Origin of the sequence: Alteromonas sp. LMIT006, assembly GCF_024300645.1 — a bacterium.
In the GTDB taxonomy this organism is placed as follows: domain Bacteria; phylum Pseudomonadota; class Gammaproteobacteria; order Enterobacterales; family Alteromonadaceae; genus Opacimonas; species Opacimonas immobilis.
On sequence record NZ_CP101291.1, the window covers coordinates 1076441 to 1097087 of the forward strand.

General features: G+C 44.7%; 19 protein-coding genes and 1 riboswitch. Of the genes, 9 read left to right on the forward strand and 10 right to left on the reverse strand.

Features of this window, described 5'->3' with window-relative positions:
* Positions 1 to 39 precede the first annotated feature (39 nt).
* A riboswitch (cobalamin riboswitch) is annotated at positions 40 to 247 on the reverse strand.
* An 86-nt stretch (positions 248 to 333) separates the two neighbouring features.
* Both NLG07_RS05035 and ccoG read right to left on the reverse strand, forming a co-directional pair.
* Positions 334 to 1323, reverse strand: a complete 990-nt coding sequence (locus NLG07_RS05035) for a serine/threonine protein kinase (RefSeq protein WP_254856601.1) — start codon at positions 1321 to 1323, stop codon at positions 334 to 336.
* A 27-nt stretch (positions 1324 to 1350) separates the two neighbouring features.
* Positions 1351 to 2811, reverse strand: coding sequence for a cytochrome c oxidase accessory protein CcoG (ccoG, locus tag NLG07_RS05040; RefSeq protein ID WP_254856602.1), 1461 nt, complete (start codon positions 2809 to 2811; stop codon positions 1351 to 1353).
* A gap of 257 nt (positions 2812 to 3068) precedes the next feature.
* Here ccoG and NLG07_RS05045 point away from each other — a divergent pair, with 257 nt between their 5' ends.
* Complete coding sequence (locus tag NLG07_RS05045; protein ID WP_254856603.1) at positions 3069 to 3620, forward strand: DUF3016 domain-containing protein; 552 nt, start codon at positions 3069 to 3071, stop codon at positions 3618 to 3620.
* On the opposite strand, the gene NLG07_RS05050 is transcribed toward NLG07_RS05045, so the two are convergent.
* Positions 3617 to 5374, reverse strand: a complete 1758-nt coding sequence (locus tag NLG07_RS05050; RefSeq protein ID WP_254856604.1) for an acyl-CoA dehydrogenase family protein — start codon at positions 5372 to 5374, stop codon at positions 3617 to 3619. The two genes, NLG07_RS05045 and NLG07_RS05050, sit on opposite strands and share 4 nt — an antisense overlap.
* Before the next feature lie 67 nt (positions 5375 to 5441).
* Entirely contained in the window at positions 5442 to 5939 is a 498-nt protein-coding gene (locus NLG07_RS05055) for a hypothetical protein (RefSeq protein WP_254856605.1), read from the reverse strand.
* 80 nt (positions 5940 to 6019) lie between these two features.
* Between NLG07_RS05055 and NLG07_RS05060 the strand changes: the two genes are divergently transcribed.
* Together NLG07_RS05060 and NLG07_RS05065 are read left to right on the forward strand one after the other, a co-directional pair.
* On the forward strand, positions 6020 to 7072 hold the full coding sequence (locus tag NLG07_RS05060; RefSeq protein WP_254856606.1) for an efflux RND transporter periplasmic adaptor subunit: 1053 nt from the start codon (positions 6020 to 6022) through the stop codon (positions 7070 to 7072).
* A 3-nt stretch (positions 7073 to 7075) separates the two neighbouring features.
* Entirely contained in the window at positions 7076 to 10180 is a 3105-nt protein-coding gene (locus NLG07_RS05065) for an efflux RND transporter permease subunit (protein WP_254856607.1), read from the forward strand.
* 70 nt (positions 10181 to 10250) lie between these two features.
* Here the strand turns inward: NLG07_RS05065 and rpoD are convergent, their stop codons facing one another.
* From rpoD to rpsU, 4 genes are all read right to left on the reverse strand, one after another.
* The gene (rpoD, locus tag NLG07_RS05070; RefSeq protein WP_254856608.1) at positions 10251 to 12080 is read right to left on the reverse strand and encodes an RNA polymerase sigma factor RpoD; all 1830 of its coding nucleotides are present in this window, start codon (positions 12078 to 12080) and stop codon (positions 10251 to 10253) included.
* Positions 12081 to 12335: 255 nt separating this feature from the next.
* The gene (dnaG, locus tag NLG07_RS05075) at positions 12336 to 14111 is read right to left on the reverse strand and encodes a DNA primase (protein ID WP_254856609.1); all 1776 of its coding nucleotides are present in this window, start codon (positions 14109 to 14111) and stop codon (positions 12336 to 12338) included.
* 8 nt (positions 14112 to 14119) lie between these two features.
* Positions 14120 to 14563, reverse strand: coding sequence for a GatB/YqeY domain-containing protein (locus tag NLG07_RS05080; protein WP_254856610.1), 444 nt, complete (start codon positions 14561 to 14563; stop codon positions 14120 to 14122).
* Between the two features lie 151 nt (positions 14564 to 14714).
* Positions 14715 to 14930 (reverse strand): 30S ribosomal protein S21, encoded by a 216-nt coding sequence (rpsU, locus tag NLG07_RS05085; RefSeq protein ID WP_254856611.1) that lies wholly within the window; start codon positions 14928 to 14930, stop codon positions 14715 to 14717.
* A 241-nt stretch (positions 14931 to 15171) separates the two neighbouring features.
* Between rpsU and tsaD the strand changes: the two genes are divergently transcribed.
* Entirely contained in the window at positions 15172 to 16191 is a 1020-nt protein-coding gene (gene tsaD / locus NLG07_RS05090) for a tRNA (adenosine(37)-N6)-threonylcarbamoyltransferase complex transferase subunit TsaD (protein ID WP_254856612.1), read from the forward strand.
* A gap of 9 nt (positions 16192 to 16200) precedes the next feature.
* Here the strand turns inward: tsaD and plsY are convergent, their stop codons facing one another.
* Complete coding sequence (plsY, locus tag NLG07_RS05095) at positions 16201 to 16779, reverse strand: glycerol-3-phosphate 1-O-acyltransferase PlsY (RefSeq protein WP_254856812.1); 579 nt, start codon at positions 16777 to 16779, stop codon at positions 16201 to 16203.
* Between the two features lie 87 nt (positions 16780 to 16866).
* Here plsY and folB point away from each other — a divergent pair, with 87 nt between their 5' ends.
* From folB to NLG07_RS05115, 4 genes are read left to right on the forward strand one after another with little or no spacing between them, the layout of a single operon-like run.
* The gene (gene folB, locus NLG07_RS05100; protein ID WP_254856613.1) at positions 16867 to 17226 is read left to right on the forward strand and encodes a dihydroneopterin aldolase; all 360 of its coding nucleotides are present in this window, start codon (positions 16867 to 16869) and stop codon (positions 17224 to 17226) included.
* Positions 17223 to 17729 (forward strand): 2-amino-4-hydroxy-6-hydroxymethyldihydropteridine diphosphokinase, encoded by a 507-nt coding sequence (gene folK, locus NLG07_RS05105; protein ID WP_254856614.1) that lies wholly within the window; start codon positions 17223 to 17225, stop codon positions 17727 to 17729. The genes folB and folK overlap by 4 nt, the downstream gene beginning before the upstream one ends.
* Before the next feature lies 1 nt (position 17730).
* A complete protein-coding gene (locus NLG07_RS05110) occupies positions 17731 to 18528 on the forward strand; it encodes an undecaprenyl-diphosphate phosphatase (RefSeq protein ID WP_254856615.1) in 798 nt (265 codons plus the stop codon).
* An 11-nt stretch (positions 18529 to 18539) separates the two neighbouring features.
* Entirely contained in the window at positions 18540 to 18905 is a 366-nt protein-coding gene (locus tag NLG07_RS05115) for a histidine triad nucleotide-binding protein (protein WP_254856616.1), read from the forward strand.
* Here the strand turns inward: NLG07_RS05115 and rdgC are convergent.
* Positions 18902 to 19795 (reverse strand): recombination-associated protein RdgC, encoded by an 894-nt coding sequence (gene rdgC / locus NLG07_RS05120; protein ID WP_254856617.1) that lies wholly within the window; start codon positions 19793 to 19795, stop codon positions 18902 to 18904. The genes NLG07_RS05115 and rdgC overlap by 4 nt on opposite strands.
* Before the next feature lie 136 nt (positions 19796 to 19931).
* On the opposite strand from rdgC, the gene phoB reads away from it, so the two are divergent.
* On the forward strand, positions 19932 to 20618 hold the full coding sequence (gene phoB, locus NLG07_RS05125; protein ID WP_254856618.1) for a phosphate regulon transcriptional regulator PhoB: 687 nt from the start codon (positions 19932 to 19934) through the stop codon (positions 20616 to 20618).
* The last annotated feature ends 29 nt before the right edge of the window (positions 20619 to 20647 follow it).

Sequence of the window (20647 nt, forward strand, 5' to 3'; positions counted from 1 at the left end):
CCACCGCACCTATGAGTGATGTGTATCCATCTGCCACTTGCAGAGATATCGGAGTTAGGCCGGTATCCGGACTGAGCACGAGTCAGTATATAAATACTGACGAGCATTTTTACCTTCCCATGTCGTTAGACACAGTGGCGATATCAAAAATGCGAACGCGCGTTCACCGTTGCGGGGGCAGTGGATGATTTGCACATCCTTCCCGATTATCTGACGTTAAGTCAGCACCTAATTCGGGCGTAGTATACTTGAATTTGACTTATTTGTTATCGGTTTCTCACTTTGTTTTTTCACTACCTCAATCAACACTTTTCGAGTACACCGTTTTTTAATTTATGGCATTAATTTAAGTGGAGGTTCATTGAGCGCTGCCAACTGTTCTTTCAAAGCGAGTATTTGATGCTCCCAATATTTGTCTTCGGCAAACCATGGAAAGGCTTGTGGAAAAGCAGGATCTGCCCACCGCTGAGTTAACCAAGCCATGTAATGTACCATGCGCATTGCCCGCAGGGGCTCAATTAAAGGCAGCTGACTGTGGTCAAAATCCGCAAATTCTTCATATGCGCCAACCAGCGTATCAAGCTGCAATAACTGTTGTTGGCGATCACCATTGAGCAACAGCCAAAGATCTTGTATGGCAGGGCCTTGACGACAATCATCTAAATCAACAAAGCACGGGCCATCTCGCCACAAAATATTCGATGGGTGACAATCGCCATGCAGACGAATGTGAGGTGTCGTGATATAACGAGCGGCAGTTTCATTGACCACAGGCTCTAATATGGCAAAAAACGCTGTGCGCAGATGCATTGGGATCATGCTTGATTCATGCAAAATAGCAAAGGGCTCATGCAGATGAGATTGCGTGGAAAACTCAGCGCGATGAACAAAGGGCTTTGCTTGCCCAATCTGATGCGTACGTCCTAAAAAGCGACCGACCACTTCAAGTTGGTCAAGATTATCGACTTCAAGTTGACGCCCACCCGCAGAAGGAAATAGGGTAAAACGACACGATTCAAAGTGATGCAATGTTTGTCTTGCAATGCACAAAGGAGCGATGACAGGCACTTCGTTGCGCTCAAGTTCCAGAGAAAAATCGTGTTCTTCTTGGATCTGAGCATCAGACCAACGCCCACTGCGGTAAAATTTGACCACATAGCGAGCGTCTTCGGTCGCAAACTGGTACACTCTATTTTCATAGCTATTTAGAGCCAGTAAACCCGAGGTAGGATAAATCCCGATGGACTCAAGGGCATTGAGTATCACATCGGGAGAAAGTTGGGCAAACGTAAAATCCGTCGCTGAGCCAAATTGCGCTGTCATGCTCTTCCTAAAGCGTATAAATTGCGCTTAACGATATAGGAATTTAGCTGGCTCTTCAATGCTGATCACTTCTCCATCACTATCGGTGGTACTTAACGTAAAGTATATTTCAGTCACGCGTTCTTCAAGGTTATAAGCATCGGTGGCAATACTGATTGGAAGATTTAACACTTCACCACCGCCGACAGTGACGTGTTGCTCGCCGATCCACTCATACGTGGCAAGGCCTGAGACACTCAAGTCAAAGGTACGAATTTGTTGTGATTTATTGAGCACTTTTAAGGTAAAGACATTTTCAATTAGACCCTGATTCGTCTCTCGATACAAGGAATTCCGGTCACGAATAATATCCAAATCAAGCGGTTTACGACTCATAAAATCTGCTGCAAGTAAACCTGTCATGACGGCTAAAACCACGGCGTAACCAATTAATTTAGGACGAATTATTTTGGTTTTGCCGCCCGCAAGTTCATGCTCTGAGGTAAAGCTAATTAAGCCTTTGGCATAGCCCATCTTGTCCATGACACCATTACATGCATCCACACATGCACCGCAGTTAATGCACTCGTATTGCAGACCATTGCGTATATCAATACCCGTCGGACAGACTTGTACACATAAGTTGCAATCGATGCAATCTCCTAATCCTTTGGCTTGCAATTGTTCTGTTGTGGCTTTGCGCGAACGTGGTCCTCTTCCTTCACCCCGTTTGGCATCGTATGCTACGGTGAAAGTATCTTTGTCAAACATAGCCGATTGGAAACGCGCATAAGGACACATGTGTAAGCACATGATTTCTCTCATCCAACCAGCGTTGCCATAGGTACATCCAGCGAACAATAAAATACTAAACGCGGCCCAAAAACTCGTATCAAGTGTGACCACGTCAATAAATAGTTCTCGTATCGGAGTAAAGTAACCCACAAACGTCATCGCCGTAAGGAGTGATATCAATAACCACGTTGTGTGTTTGGCGGATTTGCGCAAGAACTTATCGGTATCCATTTTGCGTTGGTCAAGCTTCATGCGTTTGTTGGCATTACCTTCAAACAGTTCTTCAAAATAGATGAACATATAGACCCAAGTCGTTTGTGGGCACATGAAACCACACCATACACGTCCGGCAAAGGTGGTGACAAAAAATAATGCAAACGCCGCCACAATGAATATATAAGCCAATACTGTTAAGTCTTGTGGCCAAAGCGTCATTGCAAAAAGGGTAAAACGTTGCTCAGGAATATCAAATAAAATAGCTTGCTGCCCGTTATATGTAAGCCACGGAATGACCGCAAACAAGGCGAGGAAAATAAAACCAAAGAACCGACGGAAATTTTCAATGGTGCCTTTTACGGCGCGAACATAGATACGTGAGCGAGCGGGATATTGTGTTTGCCCAGCATCATCTGCTGGTTTAACCGTTACGCGTTTGGGTACGGTTTTGGGTTTTTGCTCTGGAGGTATAACCTTGATAGGGATTTGTTCGCTCATGTGACACCTTGATTGGTTGACTCAACTATTTCGATTATAAATGATGAGTCCGGTTCCTTTATTGAAGTATATCAATGTTTTGCTGTGTTTTTTGTTATCTAACTGTATGTTTTGCGTGAATTAAATGTAAATCTTTGCTTGGTTTAGTCTGAATTCAATCTGAACTTTACCTTAGCCATCTAGTGAAATACTGTGGTTTTTGCTAGATTGGTAAATGTAACTTTTTGTAATTATCGACCGACGTTGAGGTAAACGTAATGCGTGCCCTAATCATTAGTTTTGTTGTGGTAAGTTTTTTTGCACAGATGCAAGCTAACGCGGAAGAATCAGCACAAGACATTGTGTCAGAAATAGAGCGAGTGTCCATTATATGGCAAGACTATCGCTCATTTAATGATGTGAAGCCGGTCAATCAAGGTCGAACCAAATTCGCTAAACACGTGTTTAAGGAACTCAGCGACTATTTTGCTCAACTTGCTTCAGAGCTCCCTGATGGGCAGCGCTTTGAGATCACTGTGACGGATTTAGATCTTGCCGGACAGGTATTTCCTGCAAGCTTTGTTGGTTTGGGCTCTGGTGGCCAAGATGTTCGTTTAGTGAAAGATGTACATATTCCTCGAATGGACTTAAGCTGGCGCATCTTGGACGCCAATGGAGTTCAAATAAAAGCGGCTGAAGACTCGATAAAAGACATGAGTTTTAACCAACGTCACAATCCTTTTTTCAGTCATGAATTTTTGCGTTACGAAAAAAATATGTTGCGCTCGTGGTTCAAGCGCAACATTGCTGAAGATATCGCGCAAAATTAATCGAGCGTAAACACCTTTAAGGGGATGTCGTTTACGCATTCTGCACATGAGAGTAATGATTTATGATGTTCTGCTCGAGGCAAAATGTATTTTAAATAAAACTGCCCAGTGAAAGACTTATTTTCTGTGTAAAGTGAATCTTCAACTTGATTAAGCGTATCTAAAACTGAACACCACAATATCCCAGTAACTTGATACCCACAATATTGCAAATAATCATGCGCTTGACTGGCGCTCGTTGCAGCAGAAGTCCCCATTAATGATTGCGATGTGTGATACCAATCATCCAGCAGTTGTTGTGCCTTATCGACAAGCTGCTCATCTTGGATCCTGTCAATTAACCTAGCGAGTTCGATTTGTGTTGCGCGAAGATATTCGCCATGACTGCGTGTCAACTTGCGCCCGATCAAATCACCCGCCTGGATCCCGTTGGTCCCTTCGTACAACTGTGCAATTCGATTATCACGAAGTAGCTGTTCCATGCCCCATTCGCGGATGTAACCATGTCCACCCAATATTTGAATGCCATGATGCGCAGCTTCGGTGCCAATATCCGTAAAAAAGGCTTTTGTAATTGGCGTTAAGTATGCGATCACGTGTGAGGCGTGAGATTGTTGTTCAGGTTCACCATGCTTTTCAATATCCATCAGTTTGGCGTACCACAAAGACATGGCGCGACAACCTTCGGCCAATGATTTTTGTGTCAATAACATGCGTTTGACGTCTGGCTGGGCAAGGATCGGGTCTGCTTTTTTTGAAGGGGTTACAGCACCAGATGGACTGCGTGATTGTAAGCGATCACTAGCATAGGCTAGGGAGCCTTGATAAGCGATTTCAGCGGTACCTAGGCCTTCTAATCCAACTTGAAACCGTGCATCATTCATCATGGTAAACATACACGCTAAACCGTTATTTTCTTCCCCTACAAGATAGCCAATGGCGCCATCGTAATGCATAACACACGTTGGGGAGCCCTTGATCCCCATTTTGTGCTCCAAACTACCCACGCTAAGCGAGTTTGCTGCACCTAAATTTCCTTGATCATCGATTGTGATTTTGGGGACCAAAAATAAACTAATGCCTTTCACTCCTGGTGGCGCATCCGGCAACCGCGCGAGCACCATGTGGATAATATTATCAGTCCAATCGTGATCGCCGCCGGTAATGAATATTTTGGTGCCGGTGATCCGATACGACCCGTCATCTTGGTGTTCGGCTTTGGTCGACAACAGACTCAAATCAGTGCCCGCATGAGGTTCCGTTAGATTCATCGTGCCGGTCCACTCACCACTGATGAGTTTAGCCAGATAGGTGTCTTTTAGCGCTTGCGAACCGTGTTTGGTTAATGCCAGTATGGCTGATTCTGTCAGCATAGTGGTTAAACGCCAACTGATGTTAGCTGAATTAAGACACTCATGGATGGGAACCGCCATGGTATAAGGCAATGCAGAACCGCCATAAGCGACATCGCCGAGCATCGCATTCCAGCCATTGGCAATATATTCCGCGTATGCCCGGGCAAATCCATCGGGCGTTGTAACTTTGCCATTTTTCAAGCGACACCCCTGATCATCTCCTATTTGATTGAGTGGTGCAATGACATCCTGGGCAAATTTAGCACCCTGCTCGAGGATATTTTGCGCCAATTCACTGTCATAATCAGATAGACCAAGAGCTTGATAATGAGTATCTAAATCCAGCCATGTCTGTTGTAAAAACTGTAAATCTCGGAGCGGAGCACGATATTTAGGCATAGCAAATCCTTTATGTGGTTAGACCAGTCAATCTAATTGTAGCGGATTTGTTAAATGGGTGTAAAGTTTAGTCGAGGTTTGCTCTGATGGATTTGGAACTTGGGGTTTGCAAAAACGTGTTTTTGATTGCAACGAGATCATCAGGATGATGAAGATTTTTGTGCGTCAGCGTGAAAGGATCTAACAAAACTAATTCCAAGCCGCTTGTGCTGGTTCGTGGAAATTGATTAGCGTTAATGACATTATCAAGAGAACATGCAAGCAGTTGTATTTGCGATGGTGTTATTTGTCCCAAGTTTACTAGTTTTGCATTCCAGCCTGTGGAAATAAATAGCCCCTTATGTGCCGCGCACACATTAACACCCGTCTGTGAGATTAAGCTGTATCGACCATCGGTTTGTTGTAATAGAATTTGGTCATCAAAACGAATGACACACGCGTAGGTCATGGCCGTATTTGACATTGCCCATACATCACTGCGGCATGTCGCTGTAAAGTCATTACTGGGTTGCGAACAACCACTTAAAAACCATAGGCTTAAGACTAAGGTAATAGATCTAAACATTTGCATTGTCGGTATTAATCGGGTGAATGTATAATACATTAGTGAAAGATTATATATAACTATAAATAAAAAGGATCCCCATGCTTAACGCCCTACGTTCCCCAATTTGGTACGGTGTCATCGCTTTAGTTATTTTTTTGGTTTATTTGAATTGGCCAGCGGAAGATCAACAACGGCGCGGCGGACCTCGTGCAACACCCGTAATTACTCAAGTTGTTAGCCAGCAAGCGTTGCCCATTACCGTAGAGGCATTAGGCACAGGTCGAGCAAATGAATCCATCACAATTGCAGCGCAAGATTCAGAAGTGATTGATGCTATTTATTTTGATGACGGGCAACAAGTCAGCAAAGATACTCTGTTAATTCAACTCAATGCAACACAAGAAAAAGCGCGTTTCAACGAGGTTCAAACAAATTTAGACGAAGCTTTGCGTCAGTTAACTCGGTTACAGAATTTGGCTCAGACCAACGCGACGTCCAAGCAACTTCTTGATGAACAAAATGCCCGAGTAGAAGCCTTACGAGCGCAATTAGCGGTAGCACAAGCCAATTTGGCAGATAAACAGATCACCGCTCCGTTTTCTGGTGTGTTGGGGTTGCGCAACGTGTCTACCGGAGCTTTTGTTCGAGCCGGTGAAGTGTTGACGACACTAGATGATTTATCGGTACTAAAAATGGATTTTGCGTTGCCTGAAAAACATCTTGCTACTGTTGCCGTTGGTCAAGAAGTATTTGCCACAACGAGCGCCTATCCCAATGACACCTTTGCTGGAAAAATCACAAGTATTGATTCTCGCATCGATCCGGTCACACGTTCTATCAACGTGCGCACTGTGATTGACAATGCCGATGGGCGCTTGCGTCCTGGAATGTTGCTCAAGGTAGTGTTACAAAAAGACGTGTTGCAAACCTTGGTGATTGATGAAAAAGCATTAGTGCCAGATGAAGATCGCCAGTTTGTGTTTAAAGTCGTTGACGGCAAGGCAGTAAAAACGCAAGTGCAACTCGGTGTTCGTCGTCCGGGCAAGGTACAAATCCTTGATGGATTAGTGCCCGGAGATGAGGTGGTAACCCAAGGCACCTTGAGGATCCGTGACGGGTCTTCGCTTAATGTTCTCAGCAACGAGGGCTAAATTATGTGGCTTTCAGATACGGCCGTTAAACGTCCGGTTTTTGCATCGGTCGTAAACTTACTTCTGATTGTGTTTGGGCTCGTCGCAATTAGTTTGTTGTCTCTTCGGGAATATCCAGATATCGATCCGCCTATTGTATCTGTTAATACCAGTTATCCAGGCGCGTCTGCTGAAATTATTGAAACTCGTATCACGCAACTATTGGAAGATCGCATAAGCGGTATCGAGGGAATCAAAAACATCAATTCCTCTTCGCGCAACGGTCGATCGAGTATTTCCATTGAGTTTAATCTTTCACGTGATATTGATGCGGCTGCAAATGACGTCAGAGAGCGAATTAGTCGTGCATTGGGTAACTTACCTGACCAAGCATTTCCTCCGGAGGTGTCAAAGGCCGGTGGCGATGAAGACACGATTGTTTGGTATAACTTGCGCAGTACCAATTTATCCGTGATGGAGCTGACCGATTATGCTGACCGGTTCATTGTTGACCGATTATCGGTGGTGGACGGTGTCGCCCGAGTGCGCTTAGGTGGAGGCAGCAGTTATGCCATGAAAATACTGCTCGACCGTGATGCGATGGCGGCGCGTGGCGTGACTGTCAGTGATATCGAACGCATTATTCGAGCAGAAAATGTGGAATTGCCAGCGGGGCAAATCGAATCCACTTATCGCGATTTTGACGTGCGTGTTGCTAGGAGCTTTTTGACCCCAGATGACTTTGGGCGATTGGCGATAAAGGCGAATGCCTCGGGCTATATCGTGCGCTTAAACGAAGTGGCGCAAGTTTTGTTAACTGCAGATGATGATGAAACCGATTTTCGCGGTGATGGCGTCAATATGATTGGATTGGGGATCATCAAACAATCTAAAGCCAATACGCTAGCTGTAGCAAGAGGTGCCAAAGAAGAAATTAAACGCATTGAGGAGACTTTACCGGACAATATATTTATTGTGCCCAGTTATGATTCTTCGGTGTTTATCGAGCAATCGATTCAAGAGGTATACAACACACTCGCGATTGCGATGATGATGGTCATCATTGTGATTTATCTCTTTTTAGGCAATATTCGTGCAACCTTAATCCCGGCAGTGACGGTGCCTGTGTCGTTGATTTCGGCGTTTATTGTTATGTATGCGTTAGGCTTTTCAATTAACTTATTGACCTTATTGGCATTAGTGTTAGCCATCGGCCTTGTCGTAGATGATGCGATTGTGGTCCTCGAGAATATTTATCGCCGCATCGAAATGGGCGAGCCGGCTTTACTTGCTGCGTATCGCGGTACAAGAGAAGTCGGTTTTGCGGTTGTTGCAACGACGCTCGTGTTGATTTCGGTGTTTGTGCCTTTGGTGTTTTTGGAAGGCAATATCGGCAGTTTATTTACCGAGTTTGCTCTTGCCATTGCAGCGGCAGTGGCGTTTTCAAGCTTTACTGCGTTAACGCTTTCGCCGATGTTAAGCTCTAAACTCCTCAAGAAGCGTTCGCGCAGCAGTGGCTTTGGCAAGCTTGTCGAAAAGGTGTTTAGCAGAGTTGAACTCTCATATACTTCGACGTTACAACGCACCATCAAGCAACCTATAGGTACTTTAGCATTGCTGATTGCCTCAGGGGCTGTGATTTATTTATTACAAGCAAGTTTACCGTCAGAAGTGGTGCCGCGTGAAGATCGAGGAAATTTCTATATTTTGATGCAAGCACAAGAGGGCGCGTCGTACGAATCGAATAGTGCAAACCTCAAAAAAATTGAAGATATCCTATTACCCTATTTAGAAACCGGAGAGATGGTTCGCGTGTTAGTCAGAACGCCTGGTTTCGGAGGCCGTGCCGGTATTGCGATTGTAGGTGCTGCGGATTGGGATTCGCGCAGCCGTGATACCTTTTCTTTGATGAATGAGGTAACAGGCAAGTTACAAGCGATTCCGGATGTGAGAGCCTTTGCAATTATGCGTTCAGCAATTGGCGGGCGTGGACTTGGGCGTCCAGTGCAGTTTGTATTGCAAGGCAATACCTATGAAGAGCTGGCACAGTGGCGTGACATCGTCATGGAAAAAGCACGAGAAAATCCAAAACTGCAGCGCTTGGACTCAGACTACAAAGAAACGACCCCACAAATTCTACTCAATATTGATAAAGAACGTGCGGCTGATCTGGGTGTGTCCATTTCGGATATTGGGCGAACTCTTGAAACCATGTTGGGACAGCGCAGAGTATCGAGATACATTGACCGTGGTCAAGAATACGAAGTGATCATGGAAGGCATCGAGTCAGATTATCGAGATCCAAGTAGCATCGACAATATCTTTGTGCGTTCGAGTACAAGTGGTCAACTTATTCCGATGGAGAATTTGTTGCAAGTGTCTGAGCAGGCAACATCTGCCACATTAAATCGCTATAACCGCATGCGCAGCATTACTATTTCGGCGAATTTAGCAGATGATTATACGCTGGGTGAAGCCTTGGCTTATTTAGAAAATATTGTGGCAACCGAATTACCTGATGGAGTGAGTATTGATTACAAAGGTCAGTCCTTATTACTTCAAGAATCGGGCAGCTCATTTTTGTTTATATTTGCCATGGCGTTGGCGGTGACCTATTTTGTCCTTGCTGCGCAATTTGAGAGTTGGATACACCCGTTGGTCATCATGTTGACGGTTCCTCTTGCCCTTGCTGGTGCCTTCATTGGCTTACAGTTGTCGGGGATGTCATTGAATATTTATTCCCAAATTGGGCTCGTGATGCTCATTGGTTTGGCAGCCAAAAATGGTATTTTAATCGTCGAGTTTGCCAATCAATTACGGGATGCGGGTAAAGAGTTTTCAGACGCCTTACTCATGGCTTCCAAACAACGTTTTCGCCCTATCGTGATGACGGGTTTTACGACCGTGTTTAGCGCGCTGCCTCTAGTGTTGGCAACCGGTCCTGGTGCCGAAAGTCGCTCGGTGATCGGAATGGTGATATTTGCTGGGGTGTTATTCTCGGTGTTTTTGACACTCTTTGTGGTGCCGACAATTTACTATTATTTGGCGCGTAACACTCGCTCACCGCAAGCATTAAGTCAGCAAATTGAACAATATGAGGATGAGATCCCTTATCGTAAGGGTGAGTAGAGCTTAAGGATACCCATAAAAAATCCCGCCATCGTTGCCGAGGCGGGATTTTTCAATTTAAGAGATTTAATTACTCGTCTAAGAAGCTCTTGAGTGGTTCAGAGCGGCTAGGATGACGTAACTTACGCAATGCCTTGGCTTCAATTTGACGAATACGCTCACGCGTTACATCGAACTGTTTACCAACCTCTTCGAGCGTGTGGTCAGTGTTCATATCAATACCAAAACGCATGCGCAGAACCTTGGCTTCACGTTGAGTCAATCCGGCAAGGACTTCTTGCGTGGCGTTTTTAAGGCTACCGTTGGTTGCATTATCCAAAGGTTGGGTAATGGTCGTATCCTCAATAAAATCGCCTAAGTGCGAATCTTCATCGTCACCAATCGGCGTTTCCATTGAAATCGGCTCTTTTGCGATCTTCAATACTTTGCGGATCTTATCTTCTGGCATCTGCATGCGTTCAGATAGTTCCTCTGGAGATGGCTCTCGACCCATTTCTTGAAGCATTTGACGGCTGATGCGATTGAGTTTGTTGATGGTTTCAATCATGTGCACTGGGATTCGAATGGTACGTGCTTGGTCTGCAATTGAGCGAGTAATTGCTTGACGGATCCACCAAGTTGCGTAAGTTGAAAACTTGTAGCCACGGCGGTATTCGAATTTATCTACCGCTTTCATCAAGCCGATATTACCTTCTTGAATTAAGTCCAAGAACTGTAATCCTCGGTTGGTGTATTTTTTGGCGATGGAGATCACCAAACGTAAGTTGGCTTCAACCATTTCTTTTTTGGCGCGTCGAGCTTTAGCTTCACCTATTGACATGCGGCGGTTGATGTCTTTGATGTCAGCAATCGCGAGTCCGGTTTCAGCTTCGACAGCATTCATCTTTGAAACACTGCGCTCAATGTCTTCGGTAAACGACGCGAGTGCCGCGGAATAGGCTTTGCCCGAATCCACAGCCTTGTAGAACCAATCCGTTGTGGTTTCATTGCCAGCGAAGGCTTTTATAAAGTCTTTCTTTGGCATTTTGGCTTGCATCACGCAATGCTTCATAACCAAGCGTTCTTGGATGCGCACACGGTCCATCATGTCTCGCATATTTTTGACCATGCGGTCAAACTGCTTAGGTACAAGACGAAACTCTTTGAAGACATCAGAAAGGGCTTCGATTTCCTTTTTAGCAGATTTATGAGCTCGGCCTTTTGAATTGATGACTTTTCGAGTTTTCTCGTATTGTTTACGCAAATCAGCAAATTTCTCTGCCGCGAGTTCAGGATCAACACCGGTATCGGCTTCTTGGTCTTCTGAATCATCGCCGTCATCATCTTCATCATCAAGTTCTTCTTCAGATAAGTCAGAACCGATGTGAGTAGCTGTAGGTGCCATTTCATCCACTTCATTTGGATCGACAAAACCAGATACGATGTCTGACAAGCGAATTTCTTCCGCTTCGTAAAGCTCATACTGGTCAAGTAGATAGGTAATAGCTTCTGGGTATTCAGCCACTGAGCACTGGACTTGATTTATACCCTCTTCAATGCGTTTGGCGATTTCGATTTCGCCTTCACGTGTCAGAAGTTCAACGGTACCCATTTCACGCATATACATACGAACGGGGTCAGTAGTTCTACCAATTTCACTTTCAACGGTAGCAAGTGCTTGTGCGGCAGCTTCTGCGACATCTTCATCGGTCGATGTTTCAGCCATTAATAACTCATCTGAATCCGGTGCGGATTCAAATGTTTGAATGCCCATGTCGTTGAACATGCGAATGATGTCTTCAATCTGGTCTGAATCGACGATGTCTTCAGGTAAGTGGTCGTTAATCTCCGAGAATGTGAGATAACCCTGTTCTTTACCTTTTGCAATCAGGAGCTTTATCTGAGACTGCTTACTTTGCATATATTTTATACACTTCTCATGAAAACCAATAAACGACTACTCGCATCCATACTGTGTAAACTATCGGTTTTTGAAATTGAAATGACTCGTCTTTGAGGCATTAGTAAATACTGAATTATAGCAGACTATTGCAGTATGATGCTAGTTAGTATACGTCCTAACATTATGTTTGTATCGTTAGTTAGTACTAAATATTGAAGTTTTTTTGTATTTGTCAAATTTTAATGTGTTTTTGGGTTAACAAAATGCAAATAGTTATTTATGCGCGAGTAATTTACGCAGTTCTTCTTTCTCACCAAGCGTCAGCTGGCTATGTCGAGATTTTGCCAATAATTCGTCCGCACGACCTTTAAGATATTGTTGAATTAAACGCGAAAAAGCATCGGCATACACCGTGTCATAATCTTCTGGATTGACCAGACATTCCTGCTGCATAAGTGCGGTTAAATGGGGAGACGCATCGTGGTCTTTAAACGCTTCAAACAACATACCGGTATTTGCGTTCGGATGCTCTACGCAATACGCATGGAGTTGCATAAAAATAGGCCAGCCTTTGAACCCAGCGGTGACTAGAAGTTGGGGTTGTACTTGCTGTACATCAGTCGCTAGTTGCGGCGCTTCCAAAAGTAAGCGGATTAACATCCGAACGGGGGACTGCTCAAGTTTTTGCGCCCCTTTGCTAAAATCTTTTTTGGGTTTGCGCTGAGATTGTGCCGACTTGATATCACGGTCAATTTGATATTTGTCGTGCTCACCACAGATGCGCGAAAGTTCTGAAGTGAGAAGCTCTTTTTGGTTTGTACCCAAAATACTGTCAATCAGAGGTTGGGCAACTTTTTTAAGCGCGGCTTTGCCTTCAGTTGACGTCACTGAGTGCTCTTTGAGGAGGTGTTCAAACATAAACTGTGAAAGGGGTTGTGCTTGTTGGAATAAATCTTCCATTGCCTCTTTGCCAATTTGACGCACCATGGTATCCGGATCTTCTCCATCGGGCAGAAACATAAACTTGATCTGTTTGCCATCTTGTAACATGGGTAAGGCATTTTCTAAGGTACGCCATGCCGCCTTGCGTCCAGCATTATCCCCATCGTAACAGCAGACGATTTCATCCGTATTGCGGAACATTAACTGTACATGATCGGGAGTGGTTGCTGTACCTAGGGAAGCGACAGCATAATCAATCTCGTATTGACTCAAGGCAACCACATCCATATAGCCTTCTACAACGACTAAGCGTTTTAATGAGCGATGTAATGTTCGAGCCCGATGTAATCCATAAAGCTCTGAGCCTTTATGGAAAATTCGAGTTTCGGGTGAGTTGAGATATTTGGGGCTTTGTTCGGCCTGCATCACACGACCACCAAAGCCAATAACCCGACCGCGCCGGTCGCGGATCGGGAACATCAACCTCCCACGGAAAAAATCATAGCGCTTACCGCGTTCATTCTCAGTCGTTAACTTTAAATCTAAACATTGTTGCGAGCGTTGCGGGTTGGTGGCTAATGCATCACTGAGGTATTGCCATTCATCAGGGGCAAAACCGATTTCCCAAGCTTTAGCAATTTCCCCACTTAAGCCACGTTGTTTGAGATAATCGATAACTTGAGCATGATCTGGGTGTTTACGCAATGCAACCTGAAATAACTTACAGGCTTGTTCCATTAATTCAAAGTCATTATCGGCTTGTTGTTTTTTTTGCGCAGCTTTGCTTGGATCATAGTTGGAGTGTTGTTCTCGAGGAACATCAATCCCATGGGTACGAGCCAATTCTTCAATGGCTTCAACAAACTCTAGACGGTCATAGTCCATCAAAAAACTGATGACATTACCGTGCGCACCACACCCAAAACAATGATAAAACTGTTTGTCAGGGGCAACGCTAAAAGATGGGGATTTTTCGTTGTGAAAAGGACAGCAGGCTTGGTAATTACGACCGGCTTTTTTGAGCTTTACGCGCGCATCAATAATATCCACGATATCTGATCGCGCGATTAGATCGTCAATAAATTCCCGAGGGATCCTACCCGCCATTTAATCGTTTAGCCTAATTGTGCTTTGATTAAACCACTGACTTGTCCTAAGTCCGCCCGACCTTGCATCTTTGGACGTAAAACACCCATGACTTTGCCCATATCAGCCATGCCATTGGCGCCCGTTTGGGAAATAGCCTCGACAATCATGGCATTGATTTCAGCTTCGCTGAGCGCTTGTGGCAAGAAGTCTTGCAAGATTACAATTTCAGCGTCTTCATTGTCAGCCAAATCATCACGGCCTGCGTCGCGGAATTGCTGTGATGCATCTTTGCGTTGCTTTACCATCTTGGTAATGATCTGCAAAACATCCGTATCGTTCAGCTCAACGCGCTCGTCTATTTCACGTTGCTTGACTGCTGCCAGGGCCATGCGAATAGTTCCCAAACGCAATTTGTCTTTGGCGCGCATCGCGTCTTTTTGAGCGTTTTTTAACTCATCTAGTAAAGCCATATTGGTATCCTTTGTTCTTAAAGATAATCGCAGACTATCTATTTTTTATTGTCAAATATAATACAGCAAAAACACAAAAAGCGGTTAAAAAACCGCTTTGAGTTTATACCTTGTAAACATATGAAACGCTACAAGGAATGCTAATCAATGATTAGTATAATTTAACGCGACGAGCGTTTTCGCGAGATAGCTTCTTCAAGTGACGCTTTTTCGCAGCCGCTTTTTTGCGCTTGCGTTCCCACGTTGGCTTCTCGAAGAACTCACGCTTACGGACTTCTGATAAGATACCCGCTTTTTCGCAAGAACGCTTAAAACGACGTAGTGCTACGTCAAACGGTTCGTTGTCTTTTACTTTAACGATCGGCATTAAAACTCAACCTCAATATGTCAATAATCTTCAATTCGAGTCGTGTGCGTCTAGTGCATCAATGCCGGTTTGGGCAAATAAAGCGACATTTCACGAGTCGACTTGGCTAAAAAATGGTGCGCTATACTAATCTTTATAGCGTCTGTTGTAAAGTCAGAATTGCGATTATTTGAACATTTGTGGCAAATGGTTGAAAAATCCGTACAATCCACACCATTGTTACTCCATCTCGACTAACACCATGCGTATTTTGGGAATTGAAACCTCTTGTGATGAAACCGGCATAGCTGTGTACGACAGCGAGCAGGGGTTACTCGCTCATCATCTTTATAGTCAAGTTAAATTACACGCTGATTATGGCGGTGTGGTGCCTGAATTAGCCTCTCGTGACCATGCCCGAAAAATCATACCTTTGGTACAGAAGACCCTTGCTGAAGCACATTCCTCACGCCGTGATATTGATGCAATTGCCTATACTCGAGGACCAGGTTTAATCGGAGCATTACTCGTCGGAGCAAGCGTAGGTCGAAGCTTGGCTTATGCCTGGGGCATCCCAACTGTTGGCGTACATCATATGGAAGGACATCTTTTAGCCCCCATGCTAGAGGACAATGCACCTGAATATCCATTTATTGCGTTGTTAGTCAGTGGAGGGCACTCGATGATCGTCGATGTCAAAGGCATTGGCGAGTACACTGTATTAGGTGAATCGATTGACGACGCCGCAGGTGAAGCGTTTGATAAAACCGCTAAACTGATGGGACTGGACTATCCTGGGGGGCCGCATTTGGCCAAATTGGCGGATCAAGGCGAAGCAGGTCATTATCAATTTCCTCGCCCCATGTGCGATCGTCCTGGCTTAGATTTGAGCTTCAGTGGTCTCAAAACGTTTGCGGCGAACACGATCCGCGATAATGCCAATGACGAAATCACTCGAGCCAATATCGCTTATGCGTTCCAAGAAGCGGTAGTGGATACGTTACTTATCAAATCCAAACGCGCCCTCAAAGCAACCGGATATAAGCGAGTGGTGATTGCGGGTGGAGTCAGTGCCAATCGCATGTTGCGTAGCCGTTTTGATGAAGAAATGCAAAAGCTCGGCGGACAAGCTTATTATCCTAGTTTGGGTTTGTGTACAGATAATGGGGCGATGATTGCCTATGCGGGAATGCAACGATTGTTAGCGGGGCAAGTCGAAAATGAATTCGCCAAAGTCATGCCGCGTTGGCCGTTGGAAAGTTTACCTGCATTAACCGACTAAACCCATTTATTACGTTTTTGGCTCAGTACCATGCAGAAGCCTTGCAATATTGCCACGATGTTGCCAGATGATCAGTGCGCTAAGCATACTCACCGCATATACATAGTCTGGTTTGAGCCAATAGGTTAAAGCGGGCGCGATGCAGACTGTCGTAAGAGCCGCGAGAGATGAGAAACGAAACGCTTTGTAAACCAGCAACCAAGTGGTCAGAATTCCAACCAAAACCCCCCAATCCAGAGGGATCATGCAGCCTAGCGCGGTGGCAACGCCCTTGCCCCCAGTAAAACGAAAAAATAAAGGGTACATGTGTCCCAAACTCGCGGCGACGGCAATGCAGCCAAGCTCAAATGGATTCATACCTAGCATAAAGCCCGTGTAGACTGGCACTAAGCCTTTTCCAAGATCAAATAATAAAACGCACAGCGCAGGTATTTGACCTGAAAGGCGATACACATTGGTTGCCCCAGGATTTTTTGAACCATGCGTACGTGGGTCAGGCAGTTTACCTATACGACTGATCAAAATGGCACTGGAAATTGAGCCAAGTAAGTATGCAAAAAGACACAGAAATATCGCTAAGACAGAAATATACTTCCCCTGAAACATGGATATATGTGTATAATTTACCTGTTTTTATCCACAGATGCCAAATCAATCGACGAAGGTAGACAAGTTATGTCTGATAAAGTACTCATACGCAATTTGCAATGCGATGTTCTCATTGGTGTGTATGATTTTGAGCGCGAGGCGAAGCAACGTGTGATTTTTGATATTGATTGTTTGGTGGATAATCGTAAAGCTGGTCAATCTGATGACGTCAAAGACGCCGTCGATTATGCACAAGTCGTTGGTATGATAGAAGAATTGTGCGATACCACACAGTATCATTTACTTGAAGCATTAGCAGAACATGTTGCACGTGATGCAATAGCTCGGTTTAAGGCATTGAACGGCATTGTAATCACCTTATACAAGCCCGATATCATGCCAAATGATGTGAATGTGGCCGTACAGATTGAACGGTTGCGCGGATGAGTCAGCCGCTTCACCACATATTAATCAGCGTGGGTTCGAATATTCGTAGAGAGTATTACACTCAGCGCGGACTACAATCATTGAAAGATGCATTTGGGCACATTCTGATTTCTCCCACCTACGAAAGTGCCGCGGTGGGTTTTGTCGGCAATCCTTTTTATAATCTCGTGGTCAGTGCGATGACAGATTTATCCATTGCCGAGGTAAATCGTTTATTCAAACAAATTGAAGACGCAAATGACCGCGATCGCAGTGAAAAAAAATTCGCCCCGCGCACTTTAGATATTGACCTGCTGACGTATGATGATACCGTGTGTATCGAGCCTGTGGTTCTGCCCAGGCCCGAAATTGAATACCATGCATTTTGTCTAAAACCCATGGCGGATTTGGTACCTGAGCACGTTCACCCAGGTACGGGCAAAACGTATGCCCAAATGTGGGCGAGCTTTGATCGCCCAGAGCAAACATTATGGACTATCAACAAACAATGGAACTTGAATTAATATGACGATTTTTGAAATCATCATCCTTGCGATCATCCAAGGGATCACCGAATTTTTACCCATTTCATCTTCTGCTCATTTGCTTTTACCTGAAGTGTTCTTGGGCTGGGAAGCGCAAGGCCTAGCATTTGATGTGGCGGTGCACATGGGGAGTTTATTGGCGGTTATGATTTATTTTCGTAATGACATCATTGCCATGACCATCGATTGGGTCAGCAAAGGGTTTACCCGTCAGCAGACTCCCAATAGCCGCTTAGCGTGGTGGGTCATTTTGGCGACACTACCGGCTATCGCCTTTGGTGCGGTGTTCAAAAATGTCATTGAAGTATATTTACGCACTGGCGAGGTAATTGCCTTTACGACCATCGCCTTTGGTCTATTATTGTGGTACGCCGACCGCAAAGCTTCTTTGGCTCATGAAGTCACTCATATTGGTTGGAAACACGCGCTCACGATAGGTTTTTCTCAAGTGCTCGCTCTCATCCCCGGCACCTCTCGATCAGGGATCACGATGACTACTGGTTTGTTATTGGGTTATAGCCGTGAGGCGGCTGCGCGGTTTTCGTTTTTATTATCCATTCCAGTGATTTTGGGCGCGGGGTTGTTGTCTACACTTGATCTCTTGGAAGAACCTTATCTTGTTGATTGGGCGGCCTTAGGCTACGGTGTATTATTTTCATTTGTCTCAGCTTATGCGTGTATCAGTTTATTTTTAGCTTGGATCAATCGCATTGGTATGACGCCATTTGTTATTTATAGATTAGCGCTTGGCGCGATTCTTATATTGGTTCTCATTTAGGGAGACACGTTATGTCCGAAACCATTTTTGATAAAATCATCAGCAAAGCGATCCCAGCCACCATCATATACGAAGATGAGGATGTGTTGGCATTTAACGATATTAATCCGCAAGCCCCTATACACTTTTTGGTGATCCCAAAAAAACGCATTTCTACGATTAATGATATTGAAGTCGAAGATTGTGCGGTGGTAGGTAAGCTCTCAATGGTAGCGGCCCAAATAGCCAAAGAACAAGGCTTTGCCGAGGAAGGCTTTCGCACAGTGATGAACTGCAATCAGTATGGTGGACAGACGGTGTATCATATTCATCTGCATGTTCTGGCAGGAAAACCATTAGGCTGGCCTCCCTACCAGGAGCGATTAAAAGAAGCCTAATCGTTTAACGCAAAGGTGTCTTGCAAGAACTTGGCTAAGGCTAGGATCTCAGAAGAAGATAAAGCATAGTCTGCGTCAAAGCGAGCGGCTTGCTGATCTTTTGGAATGTCTTGGTTTTGTTCTTTCAAATCATCCGCATATTTTATGCGTTTTATGCTGCAATCGGCGGTCAGTAAACAGCTGATTTGCTCATTAAGTGAAATACCGAGTTGCTCCACTAATTTGCCATGCGAAATATGTTGTAAGATCTCATCTGCTTGTAGGTCTTGATTTTTACATTTGACCACTGCACCTTCGTCATCAAACGCTTTGAGCTCCGCTTCCATGAGCAACTCAACCTCCACTGGAGGATTGTCCGTTACCCAGGCAGTTAATTGTGCGTGAACCGGCGATTTACAAAGCGGAACAACCGGAAGTGATTCTATGGCTTTGCGCAACATCGCAAGAAACACCTCCGCTTTCCCATCCGCTGATGCATCAACCACCACTAAATCATCTTTGAGTGAAATAAACCCATAGGTTTTGGCATTTTTGGTAAAAGCTTGCGGCAATAATCGTTGAATAATCTCTTGTTTCAGATCCTGTTGGGCTTTTTTACCAACTAGAGCACCGGTTTCACGTTCTACTTGGGCGACTTTGTCAGCTAATTCAGAATTGATCACAGGTGCTGGCAAAATCCGTTCTTGCTTTTTCAGACAGAACAAAAACGTATCGCCAACAATGTGAAACAGCATCTCGCTATCAGGTAATGGCGGTACAAATCCCATTGTTGCCAATTCTTGTGAGCCGCAAGGGCGAAAAGCAACATTGGATAATTGCTCGGATAAGGTGTCTTCCGAAAAAGACAAGGGTTGAGTTAGTTGGTAAAGCTTAGCGTTTTTAAACCACATGGAGGATACCTAGTTGGCAATAAATGGGGCGCAGACAATAGCAAAATTTTGCCATTGTCACAATTGAGATGCACTTTTAATAAAAATGTCATAAAGTCGGATGATAATGAGTCCAAGATATTTGAAGGAACTACCTATGTCTCGTTCTATTTTATTGATTGAAGACGAAGCGCCAATTCGTGATATGTTACGTATTGTGCTTGAACAAGCCGGTTATGAAGTTGCCGAAGCAGGTGATTTTGATGAAGGTTTAGCCAAAGTGGTTGAACCGTTTCCAGATTTGATTTTGCTCGATTGGATGTTGCCAGGTGGCAGTGGTGTCCAGTTAGCGAAACGCTTAAAAGAGCAAGAGTATGCTCGAGATATTCCCATCATTATGCTCACTGCACGTGGTGAAGAAGAAGACAAAATTCGAGGTCTTGAAGCCGGTGCGGACGATTACATCACCAAACCATTTTCACCCAAAGAACTGGTGGCACGAATCAAAGCCGTTATGCGTCGAGCCACGCCTACCACAAATGAAGAGCCGATTTCATATAGTGGTTTGGTGTTAGATCCTGTTTCGCATAGAGTGACTGCTAATGGTGACCCCGTTGATATGGGGCCAACGGAATTTAAGCTGTTGCACTTTTTTATGTCTCATGCTGAGCGTGTGTATTCACGTGAACAGTTGTTAGACAATGTTTGGGGGACGAACGTGTATGTCGAAGACCGAACGGTGGATGTGCATATTCGTCGTTTGCGCAAAGCGATTTCGCAACACGGACATGATGCGATGATTCAAACGGTGCGCGGTGCGGGATATCGGTTCTCAGCAAAATAATTTTAGCTTATTAACATTGGGGTTAGGGC

Bases quoted from the DNA above. Each gene is read 5' to 3' on its own strand.
- NLG07_RS05035 (WP_254856601.1), bottom strand. From the start codon at position 1,323: ATGACAGCGCAATTTGGCTCAGCGACGGATTTTACGTTTGCCCAACTT.
- ccoG (WP_254856602.1), bottom strand. From the start codon at position 2,811: ATGAGCGAACAAATCCCTATCAAGGTTATACCTCCAGAGCAAAAACCC.
- NLG07_RS05045 (WP_254856603.1), top strand. From the start codon at position 3,069: ATGCGTGCCCTAATCATTAGTTTTGTTGTGGTAAGTTTTTTTGCACAG.
- NLG07_RS05050 (WP_254856604.1), bottom strand. From the start codon at position 5,374: ATGCCTAAATATCGTGCTCCGCTCCGAGATTTACAGTTTTTACAACAG.
- NLG07_RS05055 (WP_254856605.1), bottom strand. From the start codon at position 5,939: ATGTTTAGATCTATTACCTTAGTCTTAAGCCTATGGTTTTTAAGTGGT.
- NLG07_RS05060 (WP_254856606.1), top strand. From the start codon at position 6,020: ATGCTTAACGCCCTACGTTCCCCAATTTGGTACGGTGTCATCGCTTTA.
- NLG07_RS05065 (WP_254856607.1), top strand. From the start codon at position 7,076: ATGTGGCTTTCAGATACGGCCGTTAAACGTCCGGTTTTTGCATCGGTC.
- rpoD (WP_254856608.1), bottom strand. From the start codon at position 12,080: ATGCAAAGTAAGCAGTCTCAGATAAAGCTCCTGATTGCAAAAGGTAAA.
- dnaG (WP_254856609.1), bottom strand. From the start codon at position 14,111: ATGGCGGGTAGGATCCCTCGGGAATTTATTGACGATCTAATCGCGCGA.
- NLG07_RS05080 (WP_254856610.1), bottom strand. From the start codon at position 14,563: ATGGCTTTACTAGATGAGTTAAAAAACGCTCAAAAAGACGCGATGCGC.
- rpsU (WP_254856611.1), bottom strand. From the start codon at position 14,930: ATGCCGATCGTTAAAGTAAAAGACAACGAACCGTTTGACGTAGCACTA.
- tsaD (WP_254856612.1), top strand. From the start codon at position 15,172: ATGCGTATTTTGGGAATTGAAACCTCTTGTGATGAAACCGGCATAGCT.
- folB (WP_254856613.1), top strand. From the start codon at position 16,867: ATGTCTGATAAAGTACTCATACGCAATTTGCAATGCGATGTTCTCATT.
- folK (WP_254856614.1), top strand. From the start codon at position 17,223: ATGAGTCAGCCGCTTCACCACATATTAATCAGCGTGGGTTCGAATATT.
- NLG07_RS05110 (WP_254856615.1), top strand. From the start codon at position 17,731: ATGACGATTTTTGAAATCATCATCCTTGCGATCATCCAAGGGATCACC.
- NLG07_RS05115 (WP_254856616.1), top strand. From the start codon at position 18,540: ATGTCCGAAACCATTTTTGATAAAATCATCAGCAAAGCGATCCCAGCC.
- rdgC (WP_254856617.1), bottom strand. From the start codon at position 19,795: ATGTGGTTTAAAAACGCTAAGCTTTACCAACTAACTCAACCCTTGTCT.
- phoB (WP_254856618.1), top strand. From the start codon at position 19,932: ATGTCTCGTTCTATTTTATTGATTGAAGACGAAGCGCCAATTCGTGAT.